Origin of the sequence: uncultured Succinatimonas sp., from assembly GCF_905203285.1 — a bacterium.
GTDB lineage: Bacteria > Pseudomonadota > Gammaproteobacteria > Enterobacterales > Succinivibrionaceae > Succinatimonas.
In genome coordinates this window covers 1-20,991 of record NZ_CAJKVK010000030.1, presented here as the reverse complement: position 1 = coordinate 20,991, position 20,991 = coordinate 1, and the positions used below count along the sequence as shown (strand labels likewise).

18 protein-coding genes are annotated in these 20,991 nt (G+C 39.3%); 8 read left to right on the top strand and 10 right to left on the bottom strand.

What is annotated here, in order from left to right; genetic code table 11:
- The 5 genes from QZ019_RS04730 to QZ019_RS04710 all read right to left on the bottom strand — a co-directional run.
- Positions 1-796 (bottom strand): AAA family ATPase (locus tag QZ019_RS04730; RefSeq protein ID WP_295482757.1); only part of this gene is annotated, 796 nt, incomplete at its 3' end.
- 123 nt (positions 797-919) lie between these two features.
- Entirely contained in the window at positions 920-1,639 is a 720-nt protein-coding gene (locus tag QZ019_RS04725; RefSeq protein WP_294565097.1) for a GntR family transcriptional regulator, read from the bottom strand.
- An 89-nt stretch (positions 1,640-1,728) separates the two neighbouring features.
- Entirely contained in the window at positions 1,729-3,342 is a 1,614-nt protein-coding gene (locus QZ019_RS04720; protein WP_295482755.1) for a mannitol dehydrogenase family protein, read from the bottom strand.
- A 9-nt stretch (positions 3,343-3,351) separates the two neighbouring features.
- Positions 3,352-4,470, bottom strand: a complete 1,119-nt coding sequence (locus QZ019_RS04715; protein WP_294565108.1) for a mannonate dehydratase — start codon at positions 4,468-4,470, stop codon at positions 3,352-3,354.
- A gap of 232 nt (positions 4,471-4,702) precedes the next feature.
- Positions 4,703-7,126 carry an inorganic phosphate transporter gene (locus tag QZ019_RS04710; RefSeq protein ID WP_294565111.1) on the bottom strand — a complete coding sequence of 808 codons (2,424 nt, stop codon included), beginning with the start codon at positions 7,124-7,126 and terminating at the stop codon, positions 4,703-4,705.
- Between the two features lie 381 nt (positions 7,127-7,507).
- Here QZ019_RS04710 and corA point away from each other — a divergent pair, with 381 nt between their 5' ends.
- The gene (gene corA / locus QZ019_RS04705; protein WP_294565113.1) at positions 7,508-8,458 is read left to right on the top strand and encodes a magnesium/cobalt transporter CorA; all 951 of its coding nucleotides are present in this window, start codon (positions 7,508-7,510) and stop codon (positions 8,456-8,458) included.
- A 42-nt stretch (positions 8,459-8,500) separates the two neighbouring features.
- Here corA and QZ019_RS04700 read toward each other — a convergent pair whose 3' ends face one another.
- Both QZ019_RS04700 and QZ019_RS04695 read right to left on the bottom strand, forming a co-directional pair.
- Positions 8,501-9,019, bottom strand: coding sequence for an NUDIX domain-containing protein (locus QZ019_RS04700; protein WP_295482751.1), 519 nt, complete (start codon positions 9,017-9,019; stop codon positions 8,501-8,503).
- 482 nt (positions 9,020-9,501) lie between these two features.
- The gene (locus tag QZ019_RS04695; protein WP_295482750.1) at positions 9,502-9,624 is read right to left on the bottom strand and encodes a hypothetical protein; all 123 of its coding nucleotides are present in this window, start codon (positions 9,622-9,624) and stop codon (positions 9,502-9,504) included.
- Positions 9,625-9,787: 163 nt separating this feature from the next.
- On the opposite strand from QZ019_RS04695, the gene QZ019_RS04690 reads away from it, so the two are divergent.
- From QZ019_RS04690 to truB, 6 genes are all read left to right on the top strand, one after another.
- A complete protein-coding gene (locus QZ019_RS04690) occupies positions 9,788-10,669 on the top strand; it encodes a MetQ/NlpA family ABC transporter substrate-binding protein (RefSeq protein ID WP_295482748.1) in 882 nt (293 codons plus the stop codon).
- Positions 10,669-11,679 carry a methionine ABC transporter ATP-binding protein gene (locus QZ019_RS04685; protein ID WP_295482746.1) on the top strand — a complete coding sequence of 337 codons (1,011 nt, stop codon included), beginning with the start codon at positions 10,669-10,671 and terminating at the stop codon, positions 11,677-11,679. Before QZ019_RS04690 ends, QZ019_RS04685 begins: the two co-directional genes overlap by 1 nt.
- Before the next feature lie 2 nt (positions 11,680-11,681).
- Positions 11,682-12,344 carry a methionine ABC transporter permease gene (locus QZ019_RS04680; protein WP_295482743.1) on the top strand — a complete coding sequence of 221 codons (663 nt, stop codon included), beginning with the start codon at positions 11,682-11,684 and terminating at the stop codon, positions 12,342-12,344.
- 23 nt (positions 12,345-12,367) lie between these two features.
- Complete coding sequence (locus QZ019_RS04675) at positions 12,368-13,729, top strand: FAD-binding oxidoreductase (protein WP_295482742.1); 1,362 nt, start codon at positions 12,368-12,370, stop codon at positions 13,727-13,729.
- A gap of 16 nt (positions 13,730-13,745) precedes the next feature.
- Entirely contained in the window at positions 13,746-14,906 is a 1,161-nt protein-coding gene (locus QZ019_RS04670) for an aminotransferase class I/II-fold pyridoxal phosphate-dependent enzyme (RefSeq protein WP_295482740.1), read from the top strand.
- A gap of 233 nt (positions 14,907-15,139) precedes the next feature.
- The gene (gene truB / locus QZ019_RS04665) at positions 15,140-16,147 is read left to right on the top strand and encodes a tRNA pseudouridine(55) synthase TruB (protein ID WP_294565135.1); all 1,008 of its coding nucleotides are present in this window, start codon (positions 15,140-15,142) and stop codon (positions 16,145-16,147) included.
- A gap of 51 nt (positions 16,148-16,198) precedes the next feature.
- Here truB and QZ019_RS04660 read toward each other — a convergent pair whose 3' ends face one another.
- Genes QZ019_RS04660 through hisC form a run of 3 tightly spaced genes read right to left on the bottom strand, consistent with a single transcriptional unit; the run spans position 16,199 to position 18,864 of the window.
- A complete protein-coding gene (locus QZ019_RS04660; protein ID WP_294565137.1) occupies positions 16,199-16,405 on the bottom strand; it encodes a SlyX family protein in 207 nt (68 codons plus the stop codon).
- Positions 16,406-16,432: 27 nt separating this feature from the next.
- Positions 16,433-17,707, bottom strand: coding sequence for a 3-phosphoshikimate 1-carboxyvinyltransferase (aroA, locus tag QZ019_RS04655; protein WP_294565142.1), 1,275 nt, complete (start codon positions 17,705-17,707; stop codon positions 16,433-16,435).
- Positions 17,708-17,757: 50 nt separating this feature from the next.
- Positions 17,758-18,864 carry a histidinol-phosphate transaminase gene (gene hisC, locus QZ019_RS04650; protein WP_294565145.1) on the bottom strand — a complete coding sequence of 369 codons (1,107 nt, stop codon included), beginning with the start codon at positions 18,862-18,864 and terminating at the stop codon, positions 17,758-17,760.
- Between the two features lie 468 nt (positions 18,865-19,332).
- On the opposite strand from hisC, the gene gdhA reads away from it, so the two are divergent.
- Complete coding sequence (gene gdhA / locus QZ019_RS04645) at positions 19,333-20,685, top strand: NADP-specific glutamate dehydrogenase (RefSeq protein WP_294565148.1); 1,353 nt, start codon at positions 19,333-19,335, stop codon at positions 20,683-20,685.
- Positions 20,686-20,991 lie beyond the last annotated feature (306 nt).

The window sequence follows — 20,991 nt, the reverse complement described above, 5'->3', positions numbered from 1 at the left end:
TTAATTTTAGAGCTTCAATTAATGAATCATAGGTATATTTATCTTCACCTAAATCCTCATTAAGCTCAGTTACCGCGTTTTCAAGATAATCTTTAAAATAATGCTCAAGCTCTTTCTGCGTATACCCGACAAGAGCACCATAGGTCGGATTAAAACTTATATCTTCAATATTATTAAACGCAGAGAATATTGAAGTATTGGAATAGCGCGTCACGCCTGTGATAAAAATAAAGCGGAATTTGCTTGAACGGCTCTTTACCGTGGAAAAAAACTCGGAAAACAATGCTCTCCTTGCTTCAAATTCTTCCTTATCTCCCATCACTGCGGTTAAAGGTGCATCGTATTCATCAATTAGCAACACCAAGGTACCGTTTTCTTCTGCCGCTATGGTATCGGCAAAGGCGGCGATAACATCTCTTTCTTCAGCAATAGCAAGGGATGCTTCTTTAAAAGACGATTTTAAAAGCAGATAAAACTTATCTTCAAAGGGACGGTTTTCAGTATTTTCTTTGATTTGAGAAAAGTCGATATGAATTACTTTATAGGTTTTATCATTCCATAAATTTTCAGTGGTAATTTTAAGTCCTTGAAACTTATCAAGACCGTTTGAGAAAAGCTCATGAAAAGTGCTTACTAATGTCGATTTACCAAATCTGCGCGGACGGGATAAAAAAATCGGAGCATCAAATTGAGCCAGCTTAGCGACTAAATCCGTTTTATCAATATAGATTTTCTTTCTTTCACAAAACTCGCTAAATGAAGTAATGCTTAAAGGCAGTTTGGAATAATCGATCATAGATTTTTACTAAATTTCAAAAGCAGACAAACCCATTTTAGCAAAATTAAAATATTTAAACTTTGCCGGAATGAATCAACGCACAGAAAATATTTTTAATTTAAGCAATGTAGTTTTACACAATTACTCGTCTTCTTCCTCAAACCATTCACTATTTTTAGCACGAATGGAAATATGAGTCTGCATAATTTCATATAAATGATGTTTTAATAGTTCAACAACGTGATCAAAATTTTTAGACTTTAAAGCTTCAAAAATCTCTTCGTGTTCTGAAATTAATTGCGCAATCGGAGATTCATTTCCCATAGAAAGATAACGGATACGATCCATGTGTCCTTTTACGCTGCGCAATACTTCCCATGTCATCGGACATAAAGACAGACTGCATATAAGTTCATGGAAATCATCATCCAAATTTAAGAAAATTGCAGTATTTTCTTCGTTTAAACACTCACGCTGCTTTTCAAGATTTTTTGCAAATTGAGATAAAATTTTATTAAAAGTTTTATCATCAAGATCTTTGGCTTTTAACACCGATCCGCACTCAAGAGAAGTACGGATGAAACATATTTGTTTTAAACCGCTTACTGAAATCTTGCTTACGATACTGCCGCGCTGCGGCATAACAATTAACAATCCCTCATGGTTCAAGCGCATCAAGGCTTCTCTTACAGGCTGTCTTGAAACATTAAAATGAGCGGAAAGCTCGTTTTCAGAAAAAGCGGTACCGGGTTTTAACTTGGTTTCAGTAATTTGCTTTCTTAAAAAATCATAGATTTGTCCGCTAATTGATCTCTTACTTGAAAAACGTAACTTAGGTAAAACTATTTTTTCCTTAGCCATTTTGTTAGCGCCTGCAGACAAATCAAAAAAGATGAAAAAACTATAAAAACAAAGCGGCAACTTTTGAATGTTTGCCGCTTTTAATTTAACTATTTAAGATACATTTGTAAAGTCTTTCTGACCGCTCCCGGACCTTGAATCATTTTCGCGACCATCGCTTCTATCTTAGAGCCTAAGCCGATGGAATACAGATCCACGCCGAAAATCGATGCATTGGACAACAAAGGCTTAAGCTTATCCCCGACAGAAGACGGATCGCCGAATCTAATCCCTAAAAGGATCTTCTTTAATTCAGGGATCAAAGGATCATCTGACAGTTCAAACTCTTTGCCGTTATCATCAATAGCTAAAAGATATCTTACCCATCCGGCTATCGCTAAAGGCAGAGCAACAAGCTTTCCGGTATCAAGACCTTTTTTGGCATAATTCTTTAAAGTCTCACCAAAACGCACAGGAACTTTCTGTGAGGTGTCAGTTGCAATACGCTGCGGAGAATCAGGCAGACATTTGTTCGGAAGACGCTCGTTTATAACTTCATCAAGAAATGCCTTAGGACTTAAAATCTTAGGATCGTCAACGACCTTAAGGCCCTCGTCATAACCTAATGTCTTAATCAATTTAACTAAATCGGCATCATCCATTTCTGCGCTGATGCGCTCATAACCTAAGACACATCCGTAGACGGCCAAAGCTGTATGCAGAGGATTTAAGCAAGTCGTAACTTTCATTCTCTCGCATAAATCCACACCTTGCTTGTCCGTAAACAAAACTCCGGCTTTTTCAAGAGGAGGACGCCCGTTAGGGAAAGCGTCCTCAACAATTAAATACTGAGGTTTTTCGGCATTCACAAAAGGAGCAATGAAAGTACCGCGCTCAGTTTTAATCGGATCCATATCAATAATGCCGCGATCTTTTAAAAGCGCAACAATTTCAGGATCTGGACGCGGAGTGATTTTATCGATCATCGTCCACGGGAAGGAAACTTTACTGCTATCCGTAAGATAATCAATAAATCCTTTATTGACAAAGCCCTTTTCCTGCCAAACCTTTGCAATAGTCAAAACAGCATCTTTTACCTTGTCGCCGTTGTGCGAACAATTATCCATCGAAACGACCGCTATAGGATATGCACCGTTTTGATAGCGTTCCCACAACAAAGCTGCGGTTATTGACATCGCATGTTGACATTTTGCAGGACCGTTTACAAAATCCTCTTCAACAATCGGCAGATAGTTGCCGTCAATGCCTTTAAGGGCATAGCCTTTTTCAGTGATGGTATATGAAAAAAGCTGCAGACTCTTTTTACAAAACATCTCACGGATGGTCTTGCAATCATCAGGTCTTTTACCGCTTACTTCATAACCTGCGACAACCGAGCCTATTACCTTAAGCTCAACGCTCTTATCAGGAAGCAAAGTAACTTCCATGGTAAGGCTGTCATGAGGCTTGTAAATCTTATCGATTAAATCCGCACCATGAAAAGAAACGGTCTGAATACCCGATTGCTGCAGTCCTTCATTTAATAAAGTCTGCTGCAAAGAAGCTACGAAACCGCGGAAAATATTACCGGGGCCTGCGTGAATCCAAACCGGATTATCTTTTGAATATTCTTGAACTTTTGCGACATCAAAGGCCGGCAGGGTTACCCCTGCCTTTTTAAAACCTTCTTTATCTTTTAAGCCTTCTAATGTTACTGCTACCATAAAAACCTCTTAGATCTTTGCGGTTACAGAATTAATATCATTAGGATATGCTTCACCCTTGCTCTTTCTTATCGCTTCTTCAAGACCGATAAGGTAAGTAGCGCCTAAGGCTCTATCATATAAGCCGTAACCCGGGCGTGCGATCTCATCCCAAATCTCACGACCGTGATCCGGACGGATAAGTCCGTTGAATCCAACCTCAATTAAGGCCTTCATGATTTCATAAAGATCAAGTGATCCGGTATGTGAAACATGTGAGCTTTCATGGAATTGATGATCACCGGTATAAAGGACATTACGGACATGAGCAAAGTAAATGCGCGGAGCAATCTTAGGATTGCGAATGATCTTAGGCAGATTGTTGTTAGGATTGCTGCCAAGAGAGCCGGTGCAAAGTGAGAATCCGTTGCACGGACTTGAATTCATTTCAGCAATCTTGACTAAATCCTCTTCACACTTGCAAATACGCGGTAAACCGAACAAATCATATGAAGGATCATCAGGATGAACGCCCATCTTAATGTTATATTTCTCGCAAGTAGGCATAATTGCATCAAGGAAGTACTTGTAATTGGCACGCAATTCATCACCGGTCATACCTTCAAACTTCTTGATTTGAGCAGTGATTTCATCGCGGCGGTTTAACTCCCAACCCGGCATTTCAAATCCGTTTGATGCGTTTGCGATGCGATCAAACATTTCTTCGGCAGTTAAACCCTCAATGATTTTACCGTCATAAGCCAAAGCTGTTGAACCGTCAGGCAGCGGCAAAGCCAAATCAGTACGGGTCCAGTCAAAGACCGGCATGAAATTGTAGCAAACCATATGAATGTCGTTTTTACCGACAGCTTCAAGTGATTTAATATAATTATCAATAAGTTCGTCACGATTTTTCCCGCCGTATTTAATGTCCTCATGAACATTGATACTCTCGATCCCCATGAGCTTAAGACCGGCTTTTTCAACAATAGCCTTTCTTTCACGAACCTTCTCTTCAGGCCAAGCTTCGCCAGCCGGAATTTCATGTAAAGCGGTAATTACGCCTTCCATTCCCGGAACTTGGCGAATCTGTTTTAAAGTAATCTTATCCTGGTCAGGTCCGTACCAGCGCATGGTCATGTGCATCATGATGTGTGTTCTCCCGGTTAAAACTTTACTACGCAGTATAGATGCGTAAGAGTTCTGTAAAACTAATGTTTTTATTATGAATGTTTTTTTTATCAAACGGTAGTATTCTAGTATGGTAGTGCGACGAATAGCACATTTTTTATTTTGAAGCAGTGTGAGTCAGGAAAAGAAAAAGGCACCTAAATTTTTCAACTTAAGTGCCCTTTGCGAATTGAGGTTTTAAATTTTAAAGCTAATCTTCTTTTTTATTAATTGCTTCTTTCTCAATTTCCTCGGCTTTCTCTGCTCCATCAGAAAAACTCTCTGCATCTTCTACAGGAGCCGAGCTTGAAACAACCTCTTCATTATCGGTTGCAATCGCAGCAGGAATAACCTGAGACTGCATCTGAGCCGAATTTACCGTAGTATCAACGGGAGACCCTACAACAATCTGATATAAGGCTCTCTCCTGCATTGCTACTGCAGCGTAGCGGTTAGCCAAATCACGAAGAGACTGCAGGAAGGTTAAGTACATTTCAGACGAATGCATGGAAACATGCTGTCTGCCGATTAAATTAACCAAGTCCATCTGTGATCTGTCAATGTCACGATTAAGCTTCTTGGTATGCTTAATCAAAAGTTCGACATTTTGTGCAGATGGGTTAACGGCAATAACGTGCATATCCTGACTAATCTTCTCAACTCGCTTAAAGAGATCAAGAAGACTGTTCTTCATTTCGCCGCCGAAAATAGTATGTCGGTTAGCAACATGAGTTACTGCCTGATCAATTGCATAACGAATTGATTTAGCAGCCTCACGCATATTAGAAAATGCCAAATAGAAGAAGTGCTTCGCATCAACGGTACCGGCATTTCCATCCTGCTTCTTATCAAGCGCCATCGTGTAATATTCACTACGCTCTTTTGAGATCTGATAAAGCACATTGGATGCTTTATTGCGTGCTTTTCGCAATTTGAACTCATTATCTTCAAAGAAGTTCTCAAAAGTACGACGCATGCATTCAACCTGCAGATCAAAGAATACGGGAACAGCACCTGAAACTGCTTCCATAATCTTTTTATTGTCACCTTTAGCTTCAATAACCAATGCTACGGTTTCAGTGGTCTTTTCTTTCATAAAGTTGGTGCGGACAATAATCATAACGACAATCAGCATTAAGATTACTGAGGCAGGAATAAAGAAAGAATTTAAAAGCAAGCACACGAGAAAACTTACGGTAAAAGCACAAATTCCGGTCAAGAACCATCCGGCGATAACGGTTATAACACCGGAAATTCTATATACCGCGCTTTCTCTATCCCAAGCACCGTCGGCAAAAGAAGAGCCCATTGCCACCATGAAAGTTACATAAGTGGTAGACAACGGCAGCTTTAATGAAGTAGCAGAAGAAATTAAAACTGCAGCTATAACCAAATTAACCGAAGCTCGGACATAATCAAACGGCAGAGGAACTTCACCCTTTACAACCGGAGCTTTTCTATAACGATATGCAATAAAGCGAGAAACGCTTTGCGGCATTATAGTACTAACAGCTCTTGAGATTCCCAGACCGAAACGGGTAACAACACGACCCGGTGTTGAAGCGCCGAACTGCTCATGCTCACCTTTGGTTGAACTTGAAAGGTTTATTGAAGTTTGTATAACGCGATGAGCTTTTTTTGACGTATATAAGGTAACAACCATAATGATGCCGGCAAGCAGCAGGAAAATAGTTGCGGTATGAGAATTCTCATTTAAAGAATCCATCATTAAGCTGGTAGCACCTTGACCTGAGGCTGTCCAAGTCTGATAACTGTCAAGAGCGGCAAGAGGAACACCGATGAAGTTTACAAGATCGTTTCCGGCAAAAGAAAATGCTAAAGCAAATGTTCCTGAAAGGATGATTATTTTGAAAACATTAAATTTAACAAGTACCAGAATCTGACTAAAAACGGTAAAACCGATAAAACAGATCCATAAAATGCTTGAAGTATGATTTTCAATAAATTCAATATATTCAGGTTTCATGAAAGAAGCGCCTTTAGCGCCCTTCATAACCAAGAAATAAATGATTGCTGTAATTGAAAAGCCGGAGAACAAACCGCCTAAATACTTATAGGTATTCTTAAATCTGAAAGTAAATAACAAACGGCAGATAAACTGAATTAAAGCTCCGGAAACAAACGCAACAACAACCGAAACCAAAATTGCCGAAATAATCGTTATCGTTTTATCAGATTTGATGTAATTAAAAATTTCTGTAAAAGAGCCATCCGAAACGTAGATTTTATAAAAAGCCGCACACACCGATGCTCCCAAGAGATCAAAAACAATTGAAACCGTCGTAGATGTGGGCAAGCCTAATGAGTTAAAAATATTAAGAAGCAACACATCCGCAAGCATTACCGCCATAAAAATAATCATTACTTCTTTAAAGGTGAAAAGCTCCGGATGAAAAACTCCGCTTCTTGCAACTTCCATCATTCCTGACGAGAAAGTAGCTCCAAAAAGGACGCCTAAAGAGGCGACAATCATAACGACTTTAAGAGGAGCGATGCGGGAGCCTACAGCTGAATTTAAAAAGTTTACCGCGTCATTTGAAACGCCAACGAACAAATCAATGGCAGCCAAAATGAGCAGAAAAACCACCAATATTAAAAAGATGGATTCGAACATAGGAAAACCTAAATTTGCACTACTTAATTGATATATATTGAGTGATATCAATATTTACCAACTTTACATTTTAACAGATAAACCTTTAAAAACCGTCAGCTAAAGTGCGTTTTGTACTTCATATCTTTATCAGATTTAACACTAATCTTAAAAATTTTTAATAAATTCATAGAATTGTTAAGCTTTTGTAAAACCTCATTTAACAAAATTTTTCTTCAGTTTTTTATTCGATTTTGAGAATTTTTCTGGAATTTAAGTTCTTTTTGTGAAAAAATACAGGCGCGCTTTAGCGCCCGATGCGTACTCATAAAAGTACGTCCCGTGCAGATCATTCTGCCGCAATCTATACCAGCTTAAAGCTGTGAACGGGAGAGAATAATAATGATCAATGCTTGCCTTTTAAATGATGATGACACCCTCAAATTAGTGTCTCTTGCAGCCGGATCAACCTTACCAACCAACACCATTTGGCTTGATGTTAACCAACCTGACGACGAAGAACGCCAATGGCTTGAAAAACTGTTAATTGAAGACGTTCCTGATGAAGATGAAATGGATGACATTGAATCATCTTCACGTTTTAGAGTAGGTCCTGACGGCGTACATATTTTATCCTTATTTCCTCAGCGCCTTGCCAACGATACTCGCGGCGTCAATATGTCTTTTACCATGAGGAAAAACTTACTGTTGTCTTTCCGTGAAGATGATGTTTCCATTGTTCGACTTTTGCGTTATTACATTCGCCACGGTAAAGCCAACATCAGATCAGCTCTTGATATTCTTTTAAGCCTCCAGGATTTAAAAGTCGATCAGCTATCCGATATGATTGAGGATGCGTACAGTACTTTGGATGAAACTGCAGACACCATCATTGAAGAAGGACATGTTGAGGAAAACCTTGAAGAGCTGGTCCGTCAGGAAGAATTAAACGGTCAGATTTTGCAGGCTTTGTACGATAGCCGTAGAGCTTTACGCTTTATCAAAAAGACTTTTGAGTCATCTCTTGATGACAGACAAAACCGCAATATTGATGAAATGTTAAACGACATTGAATCAATTTTGCCGCATACCCAATTCCTTGCTAATAAAATCAATTTCCAGCTTGAAGCAACGATGGGTTATACCAATCACAAACAAAACAAAATCATCAAAATCTTCTCCGTTGCCGCGGTAGTGTTCATGCCTCCCACTTGGATTGCAAGCTTATACGGAATGAACTTTAAGTTTATGCCGGAACTTGATTGGCGTTTTGGCTACCCTTTGTCAATCGGCATGATGATCTTGTCAGCAGGAGCTACCTACCTTTTCTTTAGAAAAAAAGGCTGGCTTTAATTTCATCCTCTCAAGAAAAACTCTTGAGAGGAAATACTCTAACTACTTGTAATATCCCTGTTCCCTAGCCTTTTCCAGAATCTTTTTAAAAGCATAAAAAGAATCAGGCACACAGCAATTTTCAAGTTTCAAAAGCTCTTCTTCTTTTAAGTACAAAATTCCTGAAACTTCACTTTCCTGCCTTACGGTAATAGCGTCACCTTTGGCAAAACATAAATAGCCATAGAGAAACAAATCTCCTGAAGGAATTTTTTCAAAGCCCAGATCGTAAAAATCTATCTTAGTGCTATCAACACCTACTTCCTCTAAAAGCTCACGGCGCGCAGCTTTTGCAAAATACTCTCCGGAATCAATAACACCGCCGATACAAGCATCAAGAAGCCCTGGGGCATAATCTTTAGTTAAAGTCCTTACTTCGACTAAAAAACGATTTTGTCTGTCACAATATGCGATATAACTTGCCCGATGCGGAAGATGTTTTTGACGCATTTCTTTTCTAAGCACTGTATCAATTACTTCATTATTCTCATTAACAATATCTACAAGCTCGGTGTCTGCCATAAAAATACCTATTTCCTTTACTGTACAAAAACATTTTACATTGAGTTTGGACTATCTAGTTAAGTGAAAATGAAATCATTTACCTCCATAATATCCTTTTTGCACAATCACATAAAAAAATAAAACTACAACACATGATATACGCTATGTTAGAGATACATCAGTCAAGAGCTCTGACATCACTTTTTTATTGAAGGTAAAACTGCATTAAGAGCGGATTAGGAAGACACTTACACAGAGTTGGGATAATTCAGACATAAGGCTTATAAACAAATTGTTTATGCTTTAATAAGCTTAAAACAAACTCACTATTGGCTTTAAGCACGCAAAATTGCTCTATTTGTGATCGTTTTTATCAAAAAAATGATCAGTTTTAAAACATTTATCACGTTTATCAAAACTCTCATTGACAGATTTAAATGCTTTACTGTAGTTTAAAAATATAGATTTTCACAAAAGGAAAACATTATGTTTGTAACACATCAACCAAGTAATTTAAGGGTAAAGCAGCAAACGCTGATTACGTCCTTAAATTCTTCAATAAACACTCTTACCGTTACTGCCTCTTTTAACGCCTCTTCTCTCTCTTCCATGGCTATGTCCATGCGAATGTCTCACTAAGACACCCTTTTTTCTTGTTTAAAGTTAAATAATTCATCGCACCCGTAGTGTATTTGGATTTTCTGCTTTAAATAAGTCTAATTTTACCAACTTTAATTTTTAACTAATTGATTTTCGTCAAAATTATTGTATCCATAGGTGAATTGTATGTTATTAAAATCTAAATTTTTATTACTTGCCGCAGCTGTTTTAAGCATAACAGCCTGTAATGATGATAGTGCTGACAAACAAACTACAAAAACTGAAACCGGACTAAAAGAACTTACCGTTGGTGTATGTCCGGGACCTTACGGAAAAATGCTTCAGGACACAATTACCGAGAGCTTAAAAGACAAAGGATATGAGCTCAAGATAATTGAATTTACCGACTACGTGCAGCCTGATCAGGCATTAGACAGCGGAGAGATTGATGCCAATTTAATGCAGCATCAGGCTTACCTTGACGCTATCGTTAAAAACCAAGGATTAAAACTTCCCTCAGTAACCGCCGTACCGACTTTAGGCATGGGCGTATTTTCAGACAAATTTTCAAAAATTGATGAAATCACTCCGGGCTCATCAGTAGCTATTGCAACAGATGCAGTCAATCTGGCTCGCTCACTGCGTTTACTTCAGGATATCGGTCTTATAACTCTTAAAGACAATCTTGCCGACGAAAACAAAATTAACGTATCAGATGTAAAAGACAACCCGTTAAATCTTGAATTTGTCGTCATGGAAGCCGCTCAAATATCAAGAAGTTTTGACAGTATCGGCATCGGACTTGTCCCCGGCAATTATGCGATAGCAGCAAATCTTGACTACACCAAAGCTTTAGGCGTTGAAAAAGTAGCACCGTCAATTTTAAACGTCGTTACAGTCCAAAACGATCATGTAAATGACATCGGTGCTCTGCTTAAAGATTTGGTCCGTTCAGAAAACTTCGTTTCGCGCATCAACGGCGACTCCTACTATGCAGGTTTTACCCGCCCGGACTGGTGGCAAAACTTCAATAAAGAAACCTCTGATGCAAATACCGGAGACAAATAATGGCTGAACCAATCCTTAGCTTAGAAAAAGTATCGGTTCAATTTAACGATACCTATGCCGTAAAAGACGCATCTTTGACCATAAATGAAGGTGACTTTTTCGGAATTGTCGGCCCATCAGGGGCCGGCAAAAGCACTCTGGTGCGAACCGTTAACCTGCTGCAAAGACCTACGTTAGGAAAGGTGTTTTTCGAAGGAACCGAAATTACAGCATTAAACGATAAAGAATTAAGACAAACCCGTCTTAAGATCGGCATGATTTTCCAGCACTTTAACTTGATTAAAAATTCATCGGTGCTAGATAACGTCTGCTTTGCCTTAAAGGCTGCCGGAACACCTAAAGAAGAAATCAAAAATAAAGCTCTGTTTTGGCTTGAACGGGTCGGACTTAAAGATAAAGCTGCATTATTTCCTTCTGACTTATCCGGAGGTCAAAAACAGCGTGTGGCTATTGCAAGAGCACTTGCCAATGAACCTAAAATTTTATTGTGCGATGAAGCGACATCAGCTCTTGATCCGAACAACACCAAAGAAGTTTTAAATACTTTAAAGGAAATAAAGTCGCACTACCCTATCACCGTGCTTTTCATCACTCATCAGATGGAAGTTGCGAGAACCCTATTTGACAAAATAGCGGTCATGGATTCAGGAAAAATTATTGAGCAAGGTCTTTGCTACGATGTTTTTGCCAATCCGCAGCACGAAATCACCAAAAGCCTTGTCTCAAGTTCATGGCATTTAGAACTTCCTCCTGAAGTATTCATTCATGAAAAAGAGCTTTTTGTCATCACCTATTCGGGCAATAACGCTTATGAACCTTTAATTTCCAAAGTATCCCGCGATTTTGAAGTGCAAGTTCCTATAGTCGGAGGAAAAATTGAATATATAAGCGGTAAACCTTTAGGAATTCTGGTTATCGGAATTCATGGCAACGAAGAAAAACGCACTGCCGCAATCAATTTCATTAAAACCCAGGCAAGGCTTGACCGCCTCACTTATAAGGAGAATTAATCATGCTTGAAGCAACTTTGGATATTTTAGGCAGAGAGCTTGGCAAAGCCTTATGGGAAACTCTTGAAATGATGATAATTTCCGTCGTAATTTCAAGTATTGTCGGCGTCATTTTAGGTTTTACGCTTTTTACCTGCAAAAGCAAATACTTCACACCACGTCCTGTGCTGTATCAGGTATTAGGCGGTTTTATCAATATCGTCCGCTCCATACCTTTTATTATTCTTATTGTTTTTACTCTGCCGCTGACATTTTTTATTACCGGTACCAAGATAGGACCTATAGCCGCAGCGGTTCCGCTTAGTATCTGTGCTATCGCTTTTTTGGCACGTCTTGTCGAAAGCTCACTTCTTGAAGTAGATGAAGGCGTGCTTGAAGCAAGTGTCGCACAAGGCGCATCTACTTATTTAATCGTTAAGGACGTTCTTTTAGTAGAAGCGGCACCGGGATTAATTCGTGCTCTTACCGTAACCATTATTTCACTTATCGGTTTTTCGGCAATGGCCGGCATGGTCGGCGGTGGCGGCATCGGTAATCTTGCCATTCAATACGGATATTACCGATATGAAAGCGGAGTAATGCTTTTTATCATCATTCTTTTAGTCGCAATCGTTCAGTTTTCACAATGGCTTGGTGATTTCATCGCCAAAAAATTAAGTCATTAAACGGATTTTTTAAGGAGACAAACATGGAAAAATTCATACAGCTTATAAAAGATAAGCTTGGCAAAAAAGTAGAACTTGTTTTTGATAAAAAATACTTATCCGATTATGTCGGTGCTATTCAGGGCAATGCTGATGTTTTAGTCAAAGCTGAATCAACCGAGGACGTAGCTGCCGCATTAAAACTTGCTTATGAAAACGATGTTAACATAGTTATCCGCGGTGCAGGAACCAATCTTGTGGCTTCCACAGTTCCTGAAGGCGGCTTAATTCTTGATGTTTCAAATATAAAAGAAATCGGTCAGATTGATGAATTTAATCAAAGTATTGAAGTTGGCTGCGGCGTAAAACTTTGCGATCTGCAAAACTTCGTTGAAAGCAAAGGCTGGTTCTATCCGCCTGATCCTGCTGAAAAAGAAGCAACCATCGGCGGTAATATTTCAACTAACGCCGGCGGAATGCGCGCTGTTAAATACGGAGTAACCCGTGACTATATACGCGAACTTGAATTCGTCACTCCGCAAGGAAATATCCTAAAGCTTGGCGCTGACACGATAAAAGACAGTACCGGACTTAATCTTAAACATCTTGTAATAGGCTCTGAAGGAACACTTGGAGTCGTAACCAAAGCAAGACTTAAATTGATACCAAAGCCTGCATATACACAAAGCGCACTGCTTGCCTTCACAAGCTTGCGTAAAGCCCTGGATGCCTTGCCTACACTTTTTGCCATGAGCTTAAAGCCTACGGCAATTGAGTTTGTTGAGCGTAAAGTAATTGCTATTGGTGAAAACTATTTATCTAAAGAGTTTCCCTGCCCCGAAGCTGAAGCTTATTTAATAGTTACCTTTGACGGCAATGAAAAGGATGTACTTGAGGCTTTTGATATTGCAAAGAAAGAATTAAACAATCAATGCCTTGACTTCATTGCACTAACCGATCCTAAAGTAAGCGGCAATGTTTGGGAAATCAGAGCCGCTCTTGCCAAAGCAGTACAGGCAAGCGGTATTTGGGAACCTGTTGATACCGTTGTACCGCTAAGCAAAGTAGCTGATTTTGTCGACTTTGTTAATAAACTGTCGCAAAAAGAAGGTGTGCGTATCTTATCTTTCGGACATGCCGGAGACGGAAACGTTCATTTATGCATCATTAAAGATGAAATACCGGTAGATAAATGGCCTGAAGTTTTACAGCATCTTCTTGATGAAATTTACAACAATGTTTATGAGTTAGGCGGACTTACGGCTGCTGAACACGGAATAGGAAAATCAAAACGCCGTTATTTCTTAAATCATACAGCCCCTGAAACTATTGCTCTTATGCGAGCAGTAAAAGCAGCTTTTGACCCTAAAGGACTTTTAAATCCGCATGACGGCTATGCAGTTTAATAATTAAGGATAAAAAATGATTAGTTTAAGTAAAAAAAGCGCAGTTTTTGAAGATTCAGTGATAAGACGCATGACTCGTATTTGTAACGAATACGGAGCTTTAAACCTTTCTCAGGGATTTCCTGACTTTAATCCTCCTTATGATCTTCTTGCAAAACTTGAAGATACGGCATTTAAGGGGCCGCATCAATATGCAATAACCTGGGGAGCTGATAATTTTAGAAAAGCCCTATCTCAAAAAGTCGAACATTTTTCAGGGCTAAGTTACGATCCTCAAAGTGAAATCACCGTAACCTGCGGCTCAACTGAGGCAATGCTTGCCTCGGTTCTTGCGACATTAAATGACAGTGATAAAGTTGCGATTTTTTCACCCTTTTATGAAAACTACGGTGCCGATGCAATTTTATGCGGAGCAACGCCTATTTACATTCCGCTGCACGAGCCTTCTTTTGATTTTAATGATGCAGAACTTGAGCAAGCCTTTAAAGACGGAGCTAAGGCATTAATTCTCTGCAATCCGTCTAATCCGTGCGGCAAAGTATTCACCCAAGAAGAATTACTTCGTATCAGTGCAATAATCAAAAAATACGATGCTTTCGTCATTACCGATGAAGTATATGAGCATATCGTTTACGCTCCGTATGAGCACTGCTACATTGCTTCATTGCCCGGAATGCGTGAAAGAACCATTATCTGCAACTCATTATCAAAAACATATTCAATCACGGGATGGCGCTTAGGCTATGTGCTAGCACCGGCGGATGTTGCAGATAGAGTTAGAAAAGTTCATGACTTTTTAACAGTAGGTGCCGCCGCCCCGCTACAGGAAGCAGCAGTAACTGCTTTAAAATTTAATGACGAATATTACAAAGATCTGCAAAAACATTACACTGCAATGCGCGATCAATTCTTAAACGGACTTTGCGATGCTGGTCTTAAATTCTTTACTCCGCAAGGAACCTACTTTGTAATGGTGGATATTTCAGAATTCGGTTATGAAAGTGACTATGAATTCTGTATGGATCTTGCTAAAAAAGTAAAATTAGGAGCGGTTCCTGGCTCAAGCTTCTTTAAAGACGGCTGTTCCCGTTATATTCGTTTCCATTTTGCTAAGCGTTCAGATGTTTTAAGGGAAGCTTGTGATAAGTTAAAAAAGATAAAAATCTTACAAAAATAATCAATTAAAACATTTTTAATTAACTTTTCCCCGCCTTATAAACTATCCCCACTCTGTTTGATAAACTCTTTCTGACAGAGATGGGGATATCAAATTATGCGGGGAAATTTTTGAAATATGTAACCAAAACAATAATCATGACAAATGATGTTTAATTTTCATCTTTCCTAACAAAATTAAAATAAAACTGGTAAAATTTCGTCACTTTTTATTAATCATCCATATTGATTGACATGCCCATCACTGAATTTCATCCTAAACCTCAACCGAAAATCAAACGCCCTTTTGTTCCCAAACGTAATATCTCAGGGATCTTACTTTTAGATAAACCTAAAGGAATATCATCATCAGGCGCTTTAGTTAAGGCACGCGGTATTTATCGCGCTTTAAAAGGCGGACATACCGGATCCCTTGATCCTTTAGCGTCAGGACTTCTTCCTATATGCCTTGGTGAAGCGGCAAAATTCTCTTCTTATTTTTTAGAAGGAAAGAAAAAATATATAGCAACCGGATTGCTTGGCAAAACCACGACAACCTGCGATCGCGAAGGAGAAATCGTTGCCGAGCGTCCTATCGGTGATGCTTTTTCGCGTTTACATGAAACGTTATTGCAATTTACGGGCAAAATAACTCAAGTACCTCCAATTTATTCTGCGGTAAAAGTTGACGGTAAACCTTTATATAAATATGCCCGTCAAGGTAAAGATGTAGAAATACCTAAGCGTGAAATTGAAATTTACTCAATAAAACTTATTGAAACCACAGATGACTCTTTCACCGTAGAAGTCTTTTGTTCAAAAGGTACCTATATTCGTACTTTAATTTCCGATATCGGAGAAGCTCTAGGCTGCGGTGCTTATGTCACGATGCTTCGTAGAACTTACGTAGAAGGTCTCCCTGAAAACAGCATGATAAGCCTTGAAAAACTTCAAGAACTTGCTGACAGCAGAGAAAACCCAACAGATTTTACAGAACTTGATAAACTCTTATATCCGCTTGATCTAGCCGTTAACAATCTTCCTCTGCTTTCTCTTCCTTATAATATGGCAGAGCCTTTAACCCATGGCGTAAGACAAGGCCCAAATCTTAAAAATGCGGTTTTACCTGAACAAACTGATGGACCGATGCAAGTACGGTGTGAAGGAATTTTTATCGGAGTATGTGAATTAAAAGACTCAATATTAATTCCGTTAAGAATGATGGCGCCTGAATGCCTTGATACATTAAGACAAAAACAGTAAATGCTTTATCTTTGATTTTATGCGTTGAACCCTGCAAAGCAGGGTTCGATTTTAATAATGAGGAGGCGGAGTTTCATCCTTCAAATCACGAACGGCTGAAGGCTCGGCAATTTTTGAGGATAAAATTCTCATATCTCGTTCAAGCTTTGACACCTTATCTTCAAGTGCTGCTATTTCTTTTCCGCTTCTTTCCAGGAGATCTTCAAGCCAAGCCATCTTCTCCTGCATTTTAATAAGCTGATTATCATCAATTTCCATCAATTAACAACCTTTAGGTAAATTGATTTACTCACAAACTTTAGAAAACAGCCCGAAATAATCCGGGAAAGTCTTTTTGGTACATTCAGGATCGTTAATATTGATATCACGATCAAAAACCGCTAAAGACATACTCATCGCCATGCGATGATCATTATAAGTATCAAACGTTACTTCATCCTGATTGCGCACTGACGCATCAATCTCGATAAAATCCTCACCTGAATTAACCTTTACTCCAAGCTTGGACATTTCTTTTACCATCGCGGCAATGCGATCGGTTTCTTTTACGCGCCAACTTGCGATATTCGTGATACGAACCTTTCCTTTAGTATATAAAGCCATCGGAACTAAAGTCATAGCGGCATCAGGCATATTGTTCATATCAATATCTATGCCTAAAAGCTCTGGAGCTTTATAAACTTTAACGCAAGACTTAAAACGCTCTACTTTTGCCCCCATCATTTCAAGGACTTTTAAAAAATTGATATCGCCTTGAGTCGACTCTTCACCGATACCGTTAACGGTAATTTCTCCGGCAATTGCCGCAGCAGCACAAAAATAAGTAGCACCTGAAGCATCGCCTTCGACAAGATAATCAACAGGTGAAACATAATCTCCTGCAGCCACTGTAAAACTGCGATATCCCTGACGGGTAACTTTGGCACCGAATTTTTCAATAAGGGCAATAGTCAAATCGACGTAAGGCTTTGAAATCAGATCACCGTCAACTCTAATGGTCAATCCTCCGCATAAAGGAGCAGCCATTAACAAAGCTGAAATAAACTGACTTGAAGTGCTACCGTCAACATGCACTTCATGATTTTTTACCTGGCTTCCGTGAATTAAAAGCGGCGGAAAACCGGGGTTATTAAGATATTCAATAGAAAGACCCAGTGATTTTAAGGCCTCACTTAAAGGTCCTATAGGCCTTTCCATCATTCTGACCTCACCTGTAAGCTCAAAGCAGCCTTCAGAAATGGAAAGCATTGCACACAAGGGACGCATCGCTGTGCCTGCGTTGCCTAAATCAAGAACAATTCTTTTTTCAGCATCGCATTTAAAAGCAGAACCGATTCCTTCGACGACCATTGCGTCCCCGTCTTCGTATAAATTGACACCTAATGCTTTTAGCGCATCAATCATACGGGAAGTGTCGTCAGAGCGTAAAAGATTATGTAAACGCGTAGTTCCTTTAGCTACTGCAGAAAGCAGCAAAGCGCGATTAGATAAACTTTTTGATCCCGGTAAAGTAATACTTCCTGAGATTTTACTTTTCTTATTTAGATGCAATGTTTCCATTTGTTTAACTAACTCTGAGATAAAGGCTTATTCAATTTACGTCTTTGATACTATTTCAAACTTTCAAGGATCTCGTCAAGAGCTTTAAACAGTTTGGTATTTTCATCATGCGTACCGATTGAAATACGCAAGATAGTATCAAGCTTATAGCCTTTAAGCGGTCTTACGATGACGCCGCGATGTAAAAGAGCGTCATAAATCGGGAAAGCATCACGCTTAAAATCAATACTTACGAAATTAGCCTGTGAAGGGATCATATATAAATGATGATCTTCGCAATATTTCACATAGCGATCTCTTTCTTTAGCGTTTTCTGCCACCACCATCTTAAGATGATCAGTATCATCCAAAGCCTCGATAGCTGCAGTAAGAGCAATGGCGTTAACATTAAAAGGAGCACGCAGACGATTAACTAAAGAAGCAATTTCCTCATTGGATACCATATATCCGATACGAAGCCCGGCAAGTCCGTATGCTTTTGAGAAAGTTCTGCTGACGATAAGGTTCGGACACTCTTTAATCCACTTAGCGGTATCATCAAAGTCTTCTTCTTTTTGATACTCGTTATAAGCTTCATCTATTACGACCAAAGTTTCGTGCGGAACTTTTTTAACGAATTCCTTAAGCTTCTTAATATTTACTGCAGTACCCGTCGGGTTAGCAGGATTTGCCAACACTACCATACGGGTATTTGAATCTATTGCATCATATACTGCATCCAAATCAATTACCCAATCCTTGAGCGGAATTGTCTTTACTTGAGCATCGGCAACAGTTGCTTCCATCGGATAAACGACAAACGAATAAGCCGGAATAACAACATTAACCTTATTATTAATAAAAGTCTGGAAAATAAGATTAATAAGTTCATTAGAACCGTCACCTAAAGTAATGGTTTTAGGATCGTAACCGAACTTTTCAAAAAGCTTCTGTTTTAAATAATAACCGTTTGAATCGGGGTAAACATGGCTTGAGTTTAAGGCTTCAGCGCATTTTGCAACAGCTTTTTTACTCATGCCAAAAGGATTTTCATTTGAGGCAAGCTTAATTACTTCGCTAAGACCTAACTCTCTTTGAACTTCTTCAATAGGTTTACCTGCCTGATATGGTGAAATACGCGGCAAACCGCCGTTTGCCATACTGGTGTAATCGGTCATTGACTAACTCCTTATTAAACTTTCACCATTTTAATGCGTAGAAAGATTTTTGTAAGGTTCGCAAAGCTCATGCATCTTTTAAGTGCAATACCTTTGTAACCTTTTAAAAATACGGTTAAATCTTAATAAATAAGCATAACTAAGCCGTTTTAAAGAAATGTATACATATATAAAGTTAAGAAAATCAAAACGGTGCACAATAGAACGCAAATTAATTAATTTTCAAATCAAACAAGACAACATATTGAATTTAAAGAGAAATCTATCAAATAATAGCATAGAACAATTGGTTAAACCATAAAAACTCTACGCACCAAAACAATGCTTTATCGATCCAAAGTAAAGCAAAAAAGCGATTTTTTTGCACTTTTTATGCTAAAAACTGCTTTTTAATTGCACCAAAGTAAAAGTATTTGTAAATTATACCCACCGATTTTTAAAAGGATCATTGTCTTAAAGGAGATAAAAATGTCCTATTCGCAACAGGTGTTCGATAATCTATCCCAACGTTACTCATATCAGCCTGAATTCTTACAGGCAGTTCAGGAAGTTCTTACCACCCTTCAGCCGGCTTTGGATAAAAATCCCGCTTATGAAAAGAATAAGATCTTAGAGCGCATCGTTGAGCCTGAAAGAACTTTCTCTTTCCGCGTTGAGTGGATTGACGACAAAGGACAGATCCAAGTAAACCGCGGCTATCGTGTACAGTTTAACTCTGCCATCGGTCCTTACAAGGGCGGCTTACGCTTCCATCCGACTGTAAACGAAGGCGTTTTAAAATTCTTAGGCTTTGAGCAGATCTTTAAGAATTCCTTAACCGGTACTCCTATCGGCGGTGCCAAGGGCGGCTCTGATTTCGATCCTAAAGGCAAGTCAGACAACGAAGTTATGCGTTTCTGCCAAGCTTTCATGCTCCAGCTCCATCGCTACATCGGCGCCACCATTGACGTTCCTGCAGGTGACATCGGTGTCGGCGGCCGTGAAATCGGCTACCTTTACGGCATGTACAAGCGTCTTACCACCAAATATGAAGGCATCTTAACCGGTAAGCCTTTGAACTTCGGCGGTTCACTTGCCCGTACTGAAGCTACCGGTTACGGTACCGTTTATTTTGCTCAGGAAATGTTAAAAGCACGCGGCGACAGCCTTGAAGGCAAAAAGTGTGCCGTTTCAGGTGCAGGCAACGTTGCAATTTACTGCTGCGAAAAACTCTATCAGGTTGGTGCAACTCCTGTTACCGTTTCTGATTCCCGCGGTGCTATTTACGATCCTAACGGTATCAAGATTGACGTATTAAAGCAGGTTAAAGAAGTTGAACGTGCTTCATTAACTCGTTACGCTGAGCTTGTTCCTACTGCAAAATACGTTGCAGTTGCTGATTACCCGGCAGGACTCCACTATGTCTGGACTGTTCCGTGCGATGCAGCATTCCCTTGCGCAACTCAGAACGAAGTTAACGTTGAAGATGCCAAGACCCTCCTTAAGAACGGCTGCAAGTGCGTTGCCGAAGGTGCTAACATGCCTTCATCAATTGACGCTATCAACGCATTCTTAGCCTCAGGTATTGCTTATGGTCCTGCAAAAGCCGCTAACGCCGGTGGTGTTGCCACTTCTCAGCTTGAAATGGAGCAGAATGCAGGCATGACTGCTTGGACCTTCGAGGAAGTTGACGGCAAACTCTTTAACATCATGAAGAACATCTTCTTGAATGCTGATGAAACCGCTAAAGAGTTCGGTGTCCCGGGCAACCTCGTATTAGGTGCAAACATTGCAGGCTTCCGTAAGGTTGCAGACGCAATGATCGCTCAAGGCGTAATCTAATAATAAGACTTCCCTATAATTGACAAAAGCACGTATCAATCTAGGTACGTGCTTTTTTATTACCTAAAAACCACCATCAAAAACTTTAACTACAGAAAAATCTCAAATACTCAAAATTCAGCGTAATTTACTTCCAGAGATTAACAATCTGTAAAGTAAAAACCATCTTATAACCAAGCCGTTCCATCTGTTTTCCATAAACGTACATATCTCTTTTCTTTTTATGTAAAAACATCAAAAATCCTTGTATGTAAGATGATTTAAAGCTTGGATCCTAGTACTACTAAATTAACATATTATTTATAT